The organism is Streptococcus sp. 29896, assembly GCF_032594915.1.
Classification (GTDB): Bacteria; Bacillota; Bacilli; order Lactobacillales; family Streptococcaceae; genus Streptococcus; species Streptococcus suivaginalis.
Map to the genome: position 1 here is coordinate 308,723 of NZ_CP118733.1, position 14,884 is coordinate 323,606.

Genomic DNA, 14,884 nt, shown 5'->3' on the forward strand with positions numbered 1-14,884 from the left:
GATACAAATGGCTAAAGTATGTTATTTCACTGGTCGTAAGACTGTATCAGGTAACAACCGTTCACACGCTATGAACCAAACAAAACGCGCAGTTAAACCAAACCTTCAAAAAGTTACTGTTTTGATTGACGGTAAACCTAAAAAAGTTTGGGCTTCAGCTCGTGCTCTTAAATCAGGCAAAGTAGAACGCGTTTAATAGAAGGAAATGACTCTCGAGGGTCATTTTTTTCTTGCAGTTTTCCGTGTTCTGGTCTATCTCTTCCGTTGTCACAAGCTTGTTTTTTACAGAAAGCTGAAAATGTGGTAAAATGGAGTGATAAAACTATTTGAGGTAACAAAATATGACGGTTAAGATCAATACCAAAGATGGCCAAATTGAATTGACAGATGAAGTCATTGCAACGGTTGTTGGTGGTGCGGCGACTGAGATTTTCGGTGTCGTTGGCATGGCTAGCAAATCTGCCCTTAAAGATAATTTCCAAGCCCTTCTCGGAAAGGAAAATTATTCCAAAGGTGTTGTCATTAAAACAACAGAAGAAGGGCAAATCGTGGTGGACGTTTACACTGTGATGAGCTATGGAGTGAAAATCAGTGAAGTATCCCGCAATATCCAAGAGCGTGTTCAATTTAACCTTGAGAACCAATTGGGCATTGCAGTTGATGCGGTCAACGTCTATATCCAAAATATCAAAGTCGTAGGAGAATAATTGTGTCTAAAATTACTACCAGTTTATTCCAAGAAATGGTGCAAGCAGCATCTACTCGATTGAATAAACAAGCTGAATATGTAAACTCATTAAACGTCTTCCCGGTACCAGATGGTGATACTGGAACCAACATGGGCATGACCATTACAAATGGTGCCAAAGAAGTGGCGGATAAGCCGGCAAATACAGTTGGTGAAGTCGCTCAAATCTTGTCAAAAGGTTTGCTCATGGGTGCTCGCGGAAACTCTGGTGTTATTACGTCACAATTGTTCCGTGGTTTTGGTCAGTCTGTCAAAGGCAAGGTTGAATTGGATGGTAAGGACTTGGCGCAAGCCTTCCAACATGGTGTCGAAGTGGCTTATAAGGCTGTAATGAAACCAGTTGAGGGGACAATCTTGACGGTTTCTCGTGGCGCAGCTACGGCAGCTCTTAAAAAAGCAGAAGAAACTGATGATGCGGTTGAGGTTATGCGTGCGACTCTAGAAGGTGCCAACCGTGCCCTCAAGAAAACACCTGAGATGCTTCCAGTCTTGAAAGAGGTTGGGGTTGTCGATTCAGGTGGTCAAGGTCTTGTTTATATTTACGAAGGCTTCCTGTCAGCTCTGACAGGCGAGTACATTGCGTCAGAGGATTTTGAAGCGACACCAGCTGTCATGTCTGAGATGATCAATGCCGAACACCACAAGTCAGTTGCTGGTCATGTAGCGACTGAGGATATTACCTTTGGTTACTGTACAGAAATCATGGTAGCTCTTCGCCAAGGCCCTACTTATGTGAAGGACTTTGATTATGAAGAATTCCGCAACTATCTTAATGACCTTGGGGATTCCCTCCTAGTTGTCAACGATGATGAAATCGTAAAAGTCCATGTCCATACAGAAGATCCAGGTTTGGTCATGCAAGCGGGTCTTCAATACGGTAGCTTGGTCAAGGTAAAAGTGGACAATATGCGTGAGCAACATGAAGCTCAGGTTGAGAAGGAAGAAAGTTTCCAAAAGCCGGCTGAACAAAAAGAATACGGCATTATTGCTGTTGCGGCAGGTGAGGGATTGACAGAAATCTTCAAATCACAAGGCGTTGATTATGTGATTTCTGGTGGTCAAACTATGAACCCTTCGACAGAAGACTTTGTCAACGCTATTGAATTGGTCAATGCTCGTAATGTCATCTTGTTGCCAAACAACAAGAACATCTTGATGGCTGCTCAGACTGCAGCAGAAGTTGCGGAAGTTGCGGTTAAGGTTGTGGAAACTAAGACCCTGCCACAAGGTTTCACTAGTTTGCTTGCCTTTGATCCAAGTCGTGATTTGGAAAGTAACTTTGAAGCCATGACGGCATCTCTCGCAGAGGTGAAAAGCGGTAGCGTGACGACTGCAGTCCGTGACACAACCATTGATGGTCTTGAAATCCATGAGAATGACAACCTTGGTATGGTTGATGGTAAGATTGTGGTTTCTAACCCAGATATGATGGAGACGCTTGTTGCTACCTTTGAGAAAATGCTCGATGAAGATAGCGAGATTGTTACTATATACATCGGTGAAGATGGTAATGAAGAATTGGCTCAAACTCTTGCTGAACAGCTAGAAGAACAATTTGAAGATGTCGAGGTCGAAATCCATCAAGGAAATCAACCAGTCTACCCATATCTTTTCAGCGTAGAATAAACAGGTCCCCTCGAGAGAGGGGATTTTTCTTTCTTGTTTTCAATTTTCATTTGAGAAGTGCTTGCTCTTCTTTTTGATATATGTTAATATATTGTTGAAAGTGTAGTTTTCACAAAGTGATTCAATTATTATCAAAAAGGAGGGTCATATGCCTGAGAATCTCAAAGGGAAAAATGCTTTTCCACGTGTTGCTCTATACTCATCTGTTGTATTGGCAACCTTTTTAGTTGGTCAACGTGGTGTTCATGCAAATGAAATTGTTGCAGAAACAACAACCACACCACGTGTGACAGAAGTTACTCCAACCTCTGAACCAGCTCCTACTCCAAGTGAGGAAGCTGTAGTATCAGAACCGACCGCAGAAGAGGCTGCGGAAGCCTCCTTGCCTTCTTTAGATGTAAATTTGGAAGCGCTTCCTGCAGATGAATCTGCTAATGAGTTTGCTAGCCTTGAGGTGACAAAGCTGGAAAATGTCGCACTCAATAGCAGCAACAAGCGGTTGGAATTGTCAGAAGAAGTTCGTGATTCTGTCAAAGAATCGACAAGTGGTACAATCTACGTCGAGTACAATGCTCAAGCCAACGGCTTCTTTAACTTGTTTGCGACCTCCAGTCAGACTCATAAAGACGAATACACCGCCCTCTTTGTCAATAATGGCACAGCAGGTTTAGAAAGTCGAACTGGTAGCGCAGGACAACGCAATGTCCTAATTGATTCAGGTACGCAGCGGGCAGGAAATGGTGAGTGGAATGCGATCGCCCTTACCTACCAAAAAAATACAGCGGACAATACAGTTGATGTAAACATGTATGTTAATGGTCAACTGTCCAAGTCAGCAACGGCTAGAAGTGATCTTTTTGGCTCAGCGACAGCTTTGAGCTATGCTCAATTGGGTGAAGTCAAACGGGCAAATACCAATGCTTGGGCTGCGACAAAACTAGATATTCGCAACTTTACACTCTACAATCGTGCCTTGACTGCTGAGGAAGTGGCACGTCGCTCCTCTCTCTTTGTTCGTGAAGACAGCCCTTATGTCCTTAATGAAGGTTCTGAATTGACTGACAAGGTGACCGTGTTTGAGGGCGGTCGTGGAAATCGTAAGAACCCTGATAACAATGTAGCGAGTTTCCGAATCCCAGCCCTGCTCAAGACAGATAAGGGAACCTTGATTGCAGCGAGTGACCAGCGACATGACCATTCTGGAGACTGGGGCAATATCGCTCAAGTTATCAAACGCAGTACAGATAACGGGAAACAATGGAGTGATACGATCAAGATTGTCGATTTGAAGGACAATCCAAATGCTCAAAACCGGAATGTTGGTGCACCATTAACCATCGATACAGCCTTGGTGCAGGATCCAACAACTAAGCGTATTTTTGCTATCTACGATATGTTCCCAGAAGGTCAAGCTCTTTTTGGTAACTTAAATGATCGAAAACCAGAACACAGTGTGATTGACGGCAAGACCTACCTCAACCTTTATCGAGGTACAGAGACAGATCCATATACTGTTCGTGAAGATGGTCGCATTTACGATGCCCAGGGTCAAGCGACAGAGTATCGTGTAAATGTGAATGACAGTAGCCCAGCCTTTGCAAACCTCGGTGATATTTACCAGGGAGAAGGTACAGAGCCAGTTGGCAATATTTATTTCCAAACGCAAAACAATGGTATGTTCCGTGTGGCTATGGACAACTATATCTGGCTCTCTTATAGTGATGACGATGGTGTGACATGGTCTCGTCCACGTGATATTACTGCAAGTGTGAAGAAAGAGTACATGAAGTTCCTTGGCTTGGGACCTGGTACTGGTATTGTACTTCATGCTGGACCTCATAAGGGGCGTTTGGTTGTGCCAGCTTATGGTATCAACTATACTGGTGCTTTGAACTCTCAATCTGCTATGGTCTTCTACTCAGACGACCACGGTGAAACTTGGTTTGCAGGTGAAACTTTTAACGATAACCGTACACTTGCAGATGGAACAGTATTACATGCGTCAACCATGAACAATGGCAATGAAATTGGTACGGAAGCGACGATTGTTCAATTGTCTAATGGTCAGTTGAAGATGTTCATGCGGGGTGTGAAAGGCAAGGTGCGTGTAGCCACCAGCTTAGATGGTGGAGCGACTTGGCAAAATGACTTAGAAACCTTGACAGACGTTCACGATGCCTATGTACAATTGTCTGCTATTCGAGTGGTTCGTGATGGCAAAGAATACGTTCTTCTTGCCAATGCTAATGGACCTGGTCGCCAACGGATTGATGGTCATGTCCGTGTAGCAGAAGTTGGAGAAGATGGCAGCCTCAATTGGTTACACCATCAAATTCTGCAACATGGCGAGTTTGCATACAACTCTATCCAGGAATTGGAAGACGGTACCTTTGGCTTACTTTATGAGCACAAGTCTGGAGACCAAAATGCTTACAGTCTCTACTATCGTCAATTCAACTGGGAGTACTTGACTCAGGAAGACTATGGTTTGCCGACAACAGAGATTACAACAGTTGACCACTATAAAGATGGCTATGTAGCTCTTACCTTTAGCAAGCCTGTGTTGGCGGTTAATCAACCTCGCCTCTTGTTGACAAATGGCAACCAACTCGAATTCGTTTCTCAATTGGCAACGGATCGTCTCTTGTTCCGTATCAATCCAGCTGATCGGAAGGAATCAATTGTGGCGGTGGTGTCAGGTGACATTTCCAATATTGCAAAATTGCCACTGTCTATCTTTAAATCGCTGGATGGTTCTGCTGTACAGAAGATCAAGAAAGTGGACGGCCGTACCGTTCGTGTAACAGGTCAAGCTGTCTTTGAAGATGAACGTGGCTATGGCTTGGCAAACTTGATGGATGGTGATAAGTCAACGGTAACAGAGTTGAAGTGGTTGATTGAAGGCCAGCCCTCCTACTCGCTTCCACAAACCATCACCTTGACCTTGCCGACTGAAAAAACCGTTCATTCGATGGTGATTTCAAAACGGACTCCAGGTAATGGTACTATGACTAAGTACCAAGTGAAGGCCTACTTGGGTGATCAGTTGCAGTTTGACTCAGGTGAACGTTCTGTTGATTTTGCAACGGCTGAAGTAGCGGTTGGTTTTGGAAAAGATGTCCGAGCAGATCGCATCGAATTTATTCCGCTTGAAGCTCATACCAATGCAACGACAAAAGACAACCGCATGTGGACAGTTAGAGAAGTTCAATTGTTTGAAGTAGTTGACACGCCAACTACACCAGCAGAAGTAGAAACAAGCATGGAATTCCGCGATGAGAGAAGCGGCGTTTTGGTGCAATTGGAAGAAGCCTTGGCGACTAGTCATACCCTTGCAGTTGCGCTGATTGATAGTGACCATGCAGCGGTGGCAGATACAGACAATACTGTTTTGGATATTCAACTCAAATCTGCTGAGGATCAAACGGTTACCCTGACGGCTCCAGCTATTCTTGTGATTCCAAAAGTGGGAGATAAGGTTCCTGCCAAAGCTCTCCTCCTCTTGGACAATAATGAAGTGGTTGAGTTGGATGTGACAGAATCCCCTGTTGAAATTGATGGTGTCAGCCGTGACAGCATTGTAATCTTGACAGAGCAGCTCGGTAAGATTGCCTTGATTTATCCAGCAGCTGTGACAGAAGTTGAAACTCCTGCACCAGCAGAGGGTGGTGAAGAGCAGCCAACGACACCTGTTGAAACAGAAGAATTGGTAACAGCCAAGGGTGAAGCGACTCATTTTGAGCTACCTGCCTTTGAGGGAGGTTTGGTTCTTAATGAAAACTTGACACACTTCCTACCAAGTTTGGATCCAAAACTTCTATTTGCAGACAAGGAAGCGGCATCAGAAGTTGTCGTCAACCTCCCTGCGGCAAGCAAGGACGAGAAGAAGGCAACAGACGGAAAAACTTTGCCAAATACAGGAACACAAGAAGCAATTTTGTTGAGTTTGACAGGTCTTGGTCTTTTGGCAGGCTTGGCAAAACGCCGGAAACAGACTCGTTAATTCTGTTCTTTTAATCAACTGAGAACTTACCTAGTTTCGTCTAGGTAAGTTCTTTTTTTGTGTGAGGAATAGTTCCGCAAAATTCCTTGACCAGTATATATTTGTATGTTAATATACTGTTGAAATATAGTCGATTTAAAAAAGTAATCATCAACAAAAATAAAAGGAGGATTCTATGCCTGAAAAACAACGGAGAACTGGACGGTTTTCCCAACTTGCTCTCTATTCGTCTGTGGTCCTAGCGGCATTTTTGGTAGGCCAGCAGACTATTCATGCCAATGAAGCGGCGCCTGAAACGGAAGAGGTTCAGCCAACAGCCAACCATGCTGTTGAAACGGCTAATCAGCCAATCACAAGTTCGGCTGATCCGAATCTTACTTCTGCTGAAGTGAGTGAGGAGGCCTCTGAGACGGATCAAATCCCTTCATTAGATGTAAATCTGGAAGAGGTCTCTTCTGATGAAACGGCCCGGGAATTTGAAGAGGCTGAGGTTCATAAACTGGAAAATACCAGTTTAAATGCTTCTAATAAGCGATTGGAGTTGGCTCCTGAAGTCCGAGATAGCATCAAGGAGTCAGAGAGTGGAACCATCTACTTGGAATACAAGGCGCAAGCAAATGGCTTTTTCAACCTGTTTGCGACCTCTAGTCAAACTCATGCCAATGAATATACAGCTCTCTTTGTCAATAATGGTGTGGTCGGTTTGGAAAGTCGGATTGGTTCAGGAGGGCAAACTTCCATTAATCTCAATACGGGTAGCCAACGTGCCCTTAATGGTGAATGGAATGCTGTAGCCTTGACCTATCAAAAGAAGGCGGATAGTGATGCCGTGGATGTGAAAATCTATGTCAACGGTAAGGAGTCGCAAGCTGGCGTAACCACGCATGCTCTTTTCCGGGCAGCTAGTCAGTTGAATATGGCTCAGCTGGGTGAAGTCAAGAGGGCCAGTCGGTCTGTCTGGGCAGCGACTAGTCTAGATATTCGTAATTTTACGCACTACGACCGTGCTTTTACAGAAGAAGAAATTCAGCGACGCTCTGCCCTGTTCATCCGTCGAGAACATCCTTATGTTCTTAATGAAGAATCACGTCTATCTGAGAAAATCACTGTGTTTGAAGGTGGGCGAAATAATCAGAAAAACCCTGCCAATGGTGTGGCGAGTTTCCGGATACCAGCCTTGCTGAAGACTGATAAGGGAACCTTGATTGCAGCAACTGACCAACGTCATGACCACCATTTGGACTATGGTAACATTGCCCAAGTCGTGAAGCGCAGTCTAGATAATGGTCAAACCTGGAGTGAAACCATAACGATCGTTGACTTGAAGGACAATCCTCAGGCTCGAGATCGCAATTTTGGTGCTCCTATGACCATTGATACGGCCTTGATTCAGGACCCGACAACCAAGCGCATCTTTGCCTTGTATGATATGTTTCCTGAAGGTAAGGCGGTGATGGATCGCTCTAAGCTCACTGGTAGAAAAGCAGAGCACAGTTTGATTGATGGCAAATACTATCTCAATCTGTATAGTGCCACAGAAACTGCCCCTTATACTGTCCGAGAAAATGGAGTTGTTTACTCACCTGAAGGCCAAGCAACCAATTACCGTGTCAATGTCAATGACAAGAGTCCAGGCTATGCCAATCTAGGTGACTTATACGAAGGTGATAATCCGACTCCAATCGGTAATATCTACTACCAAACTGAAACTACAGTGCCATTTAAAGTGACTATGGACAACTATATTTGGATGTCTTATAGTGATGATGATGGCCTTACTTGGTCGACACCTGTTGACCTGACGGCAACGGTGAAGAAAGAATACATGATGTTCCTAGGAATTGGACCTGGTACAGGCATTGTACTGCATACAGGTCCGCACAAGGGGCGCTTAATCGTGCCTGCCTATGGCATCAACTATACAGCAACTCTTAATTCTCAGTCAGCCCTAGTCTTGTATTCGGATGACCATGGGGCAACCTGGAAATCTGGTCAAACCTTTAATGATAACCGTACTTTAGCGAATGGGACTGTTATCCATTCGGAAACCATGAACAACTGGGGAGAAATTGGCACAGAAGCCACCGTCGTGCAATTGTCTAATGGAGACATCAAGATGTTCATGAGGGGACAGGCGAAAAAGATTCGTGTGGCAACCAGTAAGGATGGCGGGGTGACCTGGCAGAGCGATTTAGAGGTCTTGGATGAAGTACCGGATCCCTATGTTCAACTTTCTGCCATTCGCATTGTGCGTGACAATAAAGAATATATCTTGTTGTCCAATGCTAATGGTCCTGGGACACAGCGGATGGATGGTCATATCCGTGTGGCAGAGGTCGGTGCGGACGGCAGTTTGACCTGGCTCAAACATCAAATTATCCAAGACGGAGAATTTGCCTACAACTCAATCCAAGACTTGGGTAACGATGAGTTTGGTCTTTTGTACGAGCACAAAACGGGCGATCAAAACTGGTATAGTCTCTACTATAAAACCTTCAACTGGAATTACTTGATGCAGAAAGATTATGGCTTGCCAGAAAGTCGTGTGACAGCAGTCGAACACTATCAGGATGGCTATGTCACTCTGGCCTTTAATAATACGGTCTTGGCGGTCAATCGTCCAAATCTCCTGCTCTCAAACGGCCATCATATGGAATTTGTGTCACAGTTGGAAGCTAACAAACTCCTCTATCGTTTGGATCCAGCGGATAAGTCAGAAGTTATTGTCGGACTGTCGAGCGGAGAACTGGTCAATGTGTCTAAACTCCCTGTCAACGTTCTTGCCTTCCTAGATACACATCCGAGGAAATTGATCCAAAAAGTGAATGGTAAAAAGGTCCGCATCACGGGCGAGGATGTCTTTGAGGAAGCACGAGGCAATGGTTTGGCCAATCTGATGGATGGGAACAAAGGAAGCTTGACCGAGTTGAAATGGCTGGTGGCTGGACAGCCGTCTGTTAGTTTGCCACAGACCATCACCCTAACCTTGCCGGAAGAAAAGCGCCTGCATTCAATGGTGATTACCAAACGAACCCCTGGTAATGGTACCATGACCAAATATCGGGTAAAAGCCTTCTTGGGAGAGCAGGTGCAATTTGACAGTGGTGAACAGTCGGTTGAATTTGCGACTGCTGAAATTGCTTTCCGCTTTAACCAAGGTGTTCAGGCTGACCGTGTAGAATTTATTCCCCTCGAAGCCCATACCAATGCGACTACCAAGGACAATCGGATGTGGACGGTGAGAGAGGTTCAGTTGTTTGAAATGGTGGATATTCCTGAGGAAAAACCGCAGGTAGCGATGCGCAGCGAGTTCCACGATTCGACAACTGGCGTATTGTTGCAGCTAGAAGAGGAAGTACCAGCGGACTACCATTTGTCGGTGCAAGAAATCAGTAGTAGCCATTCGAGCCTAACAGGCAAGGAACACAAGGTGTATTCTATTCAGCTTCTTTCTGCTTCCGATGAAGCCATCATTCTGACCGCGCCAGCCTTGTTGCTGTTGCCAAAAGCAGGAGACAAGCTACCATTGCAAGCCCTGCTTTTGCGAGAAAATAATGCAGTAACCGAACTAGATCTGACAGAATCACCAGTTACGATTGCTGGTCAGCAAACGGAGAGAATTTTAGTACTGACAGAGCAATTGGGCCAAGTAGCACTTGTCTACCCGCTTTCAAGACCAGAATCACGTCCTGAAGTAATCGGTGGAGTTGAACAACCAGCGGATCCGATAAGCTCTTCAGAGGTTTCTGAAGAAATCGTGACTGCCAAAGGAGCATCTGTGACCCATGAATTAGCGATGTTTGATGGTGGCATTAGCCTCAATGAGAAGCTACTTCATGAGTTACCGGCCTTTGATGGTGGCATTAGCCTTAATGAAAATCTGACTCATGCCTTGCCAGTATTTGATGGTGGTTTGGTACCAGCAGATCTTGTCAGCCATCACTTACCGATCCTTGATCCATCCCTACTACAAGTAGCAGGGGAAAAACAGGTTTCTCAACCAGCAGCAAGTAAACCAGTAGTTCAAGAAAAAGCCAAGACACTTCCAAATACAGGTGCGGACTTAGGCTTAGTATGGACGCTAGCAGGAATTGGTGTTTTGGGTAGCCTAGTAGAGCGCCGCAAACGATTAGGATAAAAAGAGAGAAATCTCTTGCAAAAAATCAAGAATGTGCTATAATAGTATCTTGTGAGAAACCCTCACTTACTCGTGGCTAGACCATGAGTCATTAGACCAAAAGGAGGAACATATCAATGGCTAAATACGAAATTCTTTACATTATTCGTCCAAACATTGAAGAAGAAGCTAAAAACGCTTTGGTAGCACGCTTTGACTCTATCTTGACAGACAACGGTGCAACAATCGTTGAATCAAAAGCATGGGAAAAACGTCGCCTTGCATACGAAATCAAAGATTTCCGCGAAGGTTTGTACCACATCGTTAACGTTGAAGCAAGCAACGACGAAGCTCTTAAAGAGTTTGACCGTTTGTCAAAAATCAACGGCGACATTCTTCGTCACATGATTGTCAAACTTGACGCGTAAGAAGGTACTTTATGATAAATAATGTAGTATTGGTCGGTCGCATGACCCGTGATGCAGAACTTCGTTACACTCCGTCAAACCAGGCTGTTGCGACTTTTACACTTGCGGTTAACCGTAATTTTAAAAATCAAAGCGGTGAGCGTGAAGCGGATTTTATCAACGTAGTCATTTGGCGCCAACAAGCTGAAAACTTAGCAAATTGGGCTAAAAAAGGTGCTCTGATTGGGGTTACAGGTCGAATTCAGACCCGTAGCTACGATAACCAACAAGGGCAACGTGTCTATGTGACTGAGGTGGTTGCAGAAAGTTTCCAACTCTTGGAAAGCCGTACTGCCCGTGAAGGACAAGGTGGAGCTTATCAATCAAACCCAGGCAACTCGTTTGCTGGTGGAAGTGATTTTGGTTCATCCTACCAAGCGCCTGCACAATCGACGCCAAACTTTGCGCGTGAAGAAAGTCCATTCGGTTCAAGTAATCCAATGGATATTTCAGATGATGACCTACCATTCTAGGTCGACGAATAAACTATAAAGGAGAATTAACACATGGCTCAACAACGTCGTGGCGGTTTCAAACGCCGTAAAAAAGTTGACTATATCGCAGCTAACAAAATTGAATATGTTGATTACAAAGATACTGAGCTTCTTAGCCGTTTCATCTCAGAACGTGGAAAAATCCTTCCACGTCGTGTAACTGGAACTTCAGCTAAAAACCAACGTAAAGTAACAACAGCTATCAAACGTGCTCGCGTTATGGCACTTCTACCATTCGTAAACGAAGATTAAAAAAACAACCCTGACGGGTTGTTTTTTCATGAGCTCGAAATTAAGAAAGCGAGTAATGGTCCAGTGGACCATTTTTTCTTGTGCTCTAGAAACGCGAAAAGCGCAAGAACAGTATGGACTGTTTTTTCATGGGCTAGAAATTAAGAAAGCGAATCAAGACCCTGACGAGACTTTTTAGCTTGGGCTCTAGAAACTGGAAAGGCGCAATCGCCCGTTGGTGGCGATTTTTTCTTGCACTCTAGAAATATGAGAAGTGCAACGGGAGAATGGACTGTTTTTTCATGAGCTCGGAAATTAGAAGGCGAATCAAGACCCTGACGAGTCTTTTTAGCTTGGGTTCTAGAAACGTGAAAATCGCAATGATTGAATGGACTATTTTTTCTTGTGTTCATGAACTGAGTGAAGGACGATTGCCCAAAGTGGCGATAATCTAGAAAGAGAAAAAGGACTGGAAGAACCAGTCCTTTTTGGATGTGTTGGATTATTGTACTTGTACAGGTTGCATGGCATTGCGGATATTGTATTTTCGCTTGAGCCAGTAACGGAGACCGAAAGCGGCTGCTGCAAGAAGCAAGGTTGCAAGTGGTGGTAGCGTTGGGTTGATGCTGCTTGGGATGAGTGAAGCCAGGATGAAGACAACTGACCAGGCAAGAGTGGCCAAACCCAGATACAAGATGGCTTTGAGTAGTTTTGGTCGTTGGCCAGTTTTGATTTGTTCACGATAGACAAAGTGGTACATCATGTACATACCTGCACCGATACCAAAACCGATAACCAAGAGAGTGATGAGGCCGTATTGGCTTCCTTGCCCCAATAGGTTCATAATGCCGTTGATTGCACCGATCAATGCTAACATCAAAAGGCTAGAATCTAACCACATTAACCAAGGGTTTTCGTTGTAGACTACTTTTTCAGCTTCTTCTTGAGCTTGTTTGGTTTTGCTAGCGGCCCATTCGCTTGGAGGACCAAACAAGTTGCGGGCAGTAGTGCCAGATTTTTGGTGTTCGATAATCGTTGGTAAAATTTCTTCCAAGAGTACCTTGATTTCTTGGTCTGACTTTCCATCCTTGATCAGTTGATTGGTGGCAATATGGATGAACTCTTGGTTTTTCTTCGTTAATGAAGGTAAGTTTGAAAGTGTCATAATAATCTCCTATGTTAAAACCATCTCTTACGAATGAAGTAGAAGGTGAGTGATAAGCTGATAGCAAAGGCAAACAAGATAATCCACCAGAAAGCATATGGGATGTCATTGAAAGGGATGACATTATCCTTGAAGTTCATGCCATAGGCGGAGAAGACCATGGTTGGGATTGATAGAACAATGGTCACCAAAGCCAAGGTTTTCATGATGGTATTCTGGTTGTTGGAAATGATGGATGCGAAAGCATGGGTCATCGAATTCAGGATGGAACCATAGATATCTGCCATCTCGATTGCCTGTTGTGTTTCGACCAAGGTGTCTTCCAGCAAATCTTCGTCCTCTTCGTATTTACGAAGGAGACGAGAAGAACTAGCCAACTTTTTGACCAACCGTTCATTGGTTTTGAGGGAAGCCTTGAAATAGACGATTGTTTTTTCCAATTCCATGAGGACGATTAATTCTTCGTTACGAGTTGCTTCATGGAGTTGTTTTTCGATTTCTTCACTCTTTCTGTCGATGGTCCGTAGGGCTGACAAGTAGAGTTGGGCATTGCGGTACAAAATTTGGAAAACAAAACGTGACCGCATAAAAGTATAGAAATTGCGCAGTCTCCGATGGATAAATTGATCAAAGAGAGGCAGAGGTTCCAAGCAAGTGGTGATAATGGCATCTGCGGTCAAGATGATTCCCAAGGGAATTGTAATATAATAAGTTTTGTTGTTTCGCTCTTCAAGAATAGGGACGTCGACCAGGATCAGTGTGTAATCATCTTCGACGGTGATACGAGATGACTCTTCCGCATCGAGAGGTGCTCGTAGGTCGGCGATGTCAATTTTATAGTGCTCAGCCACTTCCATAGACTCGCTCTGGGAGGGGTTGACCAAATTAATCCAAGCTCCTGGTTCAAAGGTTTGGATTTCTTCTAATTCTGTCATAGTAGATAGAAAAATCTGTTTCATATGATGCCCTCCTTTGTGCTTTGTTGCGTTGACGCAACCTTTATTATACCAAAAAATATGCCGTTGCGGAAAGGTTTTCTGCAAATTTGTGTTATAATATGGAGACTTTGAAGTGAGTAAGTTGTACGGTCTTTTTCTAATCTCTCATGTTACAGCTTAGAGCCTCTTAAGTAAGGAATTGAACACGGGCTAATGATGTTGGTGTAATGAGGAAAACTGCGTTTTCCCTATTTCCCGATTGTAACAGTCTCCAAAACTGTTACAACGTCCTCTGTATCTTTAGAAAGGATTTGAATGCGTGCTAAAAGCGTCGAGTTTTATACGGTTTCTTGACGTGAGATTTTCAAAACGATATTTTTTGAAAATCGAGCTAATACAAGATATAGGAATTGCCCATAGGCAGTTTCGTCTGGTGACGCGGAGTTAATCGACCGTCACCAGTTATCTTGTGAACGCACTTATATCAGAAAGGAATTGAACACGGGCTAAATGCGGTGTGAAAAAGTACTAGTTGCCTCATGTTTCAGCATGGAGACCGGCTTCTGCGTCGTAGACATCTGTGCTTTCTTCTGTTTTCAATCTGTGAAAGCACTAGTTGTCTTGACAGGGGTGCGTCTTCGAAATCACAGATTTCGGACTTACCGCCTATTTTCGCCTTGCGTTTTACGGGCTTTGTATTTTTAGAAAGGATTTGAATGCGTGCTAAAATCGTCGAGTTTTATACGGTTTCTTGACGTGAGATTTTCAAAACGATATTTTTTGAAAATCGAGCTAATACAAGATATAGAAATTGCCCATAGGCAGTTTCGTCTGGTGACGCGGAGTTAATCGACTGTCACCAGTTATCTTGTGAACGTACTTATATCAGAAAGGAATTGAACACGGGCTAAATGCGGTGTCAAAAAGTGCTAGTTTCTTCATGTTTCAGCATGGAAACTGGCTTCTGCGTCGTAGACATCTGTGCTTTCTTCGGTTTTCAACCTGTGAAAGCGCTAGTTGTCTTGACGGGGGTGCGTCTTCGAAATCACAGATTTCGGACTTACCGCCTATTTTGACTGTGCATTTGACGTCCTT

Annotated in this window: 10 protein-coding genes; 8 read left to right on the top strand and 2 right to left on the bottom strand. The window is 44.1% G+C overall.

Features of this window, described 5'->3' with window-relative positions; all coding sequences use genetic code 11:
* Window positions 1–7: 7 nt before the first annotated feature.
* The 8 genes from rpmB to rpsR all read left to right on the top strand — a co-directional run bounded on the left by rpmB (window position 8) and on the right by rpsR (window position 11,707).
* Window positions 8–196 (top strand): 50S ribosomal protein L28, encoded by a 189-nt coding sequence (rpmB, locus tag PXH68_RS01500; protein WP_001140948.1) that lies wholly within the window; start codon window positions 8–10, stop codon window positions 194–196.
* A 145-nt stretch (window positions 197–341) separates the two neighbouring features.
* Window positions 342–707 carry an Asp23/Gls24 family envelope stress response protein gene (locus tag PXH68_RS01505; RefSeq protein WP_158455781.1) on the top strand — a complete coding sequence of 122 codons (366 nt, stop codon included), beginning with the start codon at window positions 342–344 and terminating at the stop codon, window positions 705–707.
* A 2-nt stretch (window positions 708–709) separates the two neighbouring features.
* On the top strand, window positions 710–2,374 hold the full coding sequence (locus PXH68_RS01510) for a DAK2 domain-containing protein (RefSeq protein ID WP_205031023.1): 1,665 nt from the start codon (window positions 710–712) through the stop codon (window positions 2,372–2,374).
* A gap of 148 nt (window positions 2,375–2,522) precedes the next feature.
* The gene (locus PXH68_RS01515; protein WP_248027251.1) at window positions 2,523–6,377 is read left to right on the top strand and encodes a sialidase domain-containing protein; all 3,855 of its coding nucleotides are present in this window, start codon (window positions 2,523–2,525) and stop codon (window positions 6,375–6,377) included.
* Between the two features lie 175 nt (window positions 6,378–6,552).
* The gene (locus tag PXH68_RS01520; RefSeq protein ID WP_248027249.1) at window positions 6,553–10,515 is read left to right on the top strand and encodes a sialidase domain-containing protein; all 3,963 of its coding nucleotides are present in this window, start codon (window positions 6,553–6,555) and stop codon (window positions 10,513–10,515) included.
* A gap of 116 nt (window positions 10,516–10,631) precedes the next feature.
* Window positions 10,632–10,922, top strand: coding sequence for a 30S ribosomal protein S6 (gene rpsF, locus PXH68_RS01525; protein ID WP_024418487.1), 291 nt, complete (start codon window positions 10,632–10,634; stop codon window positions 10,920–10,922).
* Between the two features lie 11 nt (window positions 10,923–10,933).
* On the top strand, window positions 10,934–11,434 hold the full coding sequence (locus tag PXH68_RS01530) for a single-stranded DNA-binding protein (RefSeq protein ID WP_248027248.1): 501 nt from the start codon (window positions 10,934–10,936) through the stop codon (window positions 11,432–11,434).
* A gap of 33 nt (window positions 11,435–11,467) precedes the next feature.
* Window positions 11,468–11,707, top strand: a complete 240-nt coding sequence (rpsR, locus tag PXH68_RS01535; RefSeq protein ID WP_002939250.1) for a 30S ribosomal protein S18 — start codon at window positions 11,468–11,470, stop codon at window positions 11,705–11,707.
* A 481-nt stretch (window positions 11,708–12,188) separates the two neighbouring features.
* Here the strand turns inward: rpsR and PXH68_RS01540 are convergent, their stop codons facing one another.
* Both PXH68_RS01540 and PXH68_RS01545 read right to left on the bottom strand, forming a co-directional pair.
* The gene (locus PXH68_RS01540) at window positions 12,189–12,851 is read right to left on the bottom strand and encodes a DUF1129 domain-containing protein (RefSeq protein WP_205031398.1); all 663 of its coding nucleotides are present in this window, start codon (window positions 12,849–12,851) and stop codon (window positions 12,189–12,191) included.
* A 14-nt stretch (window positions 12,852–12,865) separates the two neighbouring features.
* Window positions 12,866–13,810 (bottom strand): magnesium transporter CorA family protein, encoded by a 945-nt coding sequence (locus PXH68_RS01545; RefSeq protein ID WP_105109663.1) that lies wholly within the window; start codon window positions 13,808–13,810, stop codon window positions 12,866–12,868.
* Window positions 13,811–14,884: the final 1,074 nt, after the last annotated feature.

Bases quoted from the DNA above. Each gene is read 5' to 3' on its own strand.
- rpmB (WP_001140948.1), top strand. From the start codon at position 8: ATGGCTAAAGTATGTTATTTCACTGGTCGTAAGACTGTATCAGGTAAC.
- PXH68_RS01505 (WP_158455781.1), top strand. From the start codon at position 342: ATGACGGTTAAGATCAATACCAAAGATGGCCAAATTGAATTGACAGAT.
- PXH68_RS01515 (WP_248027251.1), top strand. From the start codon at position 2,523: ATGCCTGAGAATCTCAAAGGGAAAAATGCTTTTCCACGTGTTGCTCTA.
- PXH68_RS01520 (WP_248027249.1), top strand. From the start codon at position 6,553: ATGCCTGAAAAACAACGGAGAACTGGACGGTTTTCCCAACTTGCTCTC.
- rpsF (WP_024418487.1), top strand. From the start codon at position 10,632: ATGGCTAAATACGAAATTCTTTACATTATTCGTCCAAACATTGAAGAA.
- PXH68_RS01530 (WP_248027248.1), top strand. From the start codon at position 10,934: ATGATAAATAATGTAGTATTGGTCGGTCGCATGACCCGTGATGCAGAA.
- rpsR (WP_002939250.1), top strand. From the start codon at position 11,468: ATGGCTCAACAACGTCGTGGCGGTTTCAAACGCCGTAAAAAAGTTGAC.
- PXH68_RS01540 (WP_205031398.1), bottom strand. From the start codon at position 12,851: ATGACACTTTCAAACTTACCTTCATTAACGAAGAAAAACCAAGAGTTC.
- PXH68_RS01545 (WP_105109663.1), bottom strand. From the start codon at position 13,810: ATGAAACAGATTTTTCTATCTACTATGACAGAATTAGAAGAAATCCAA.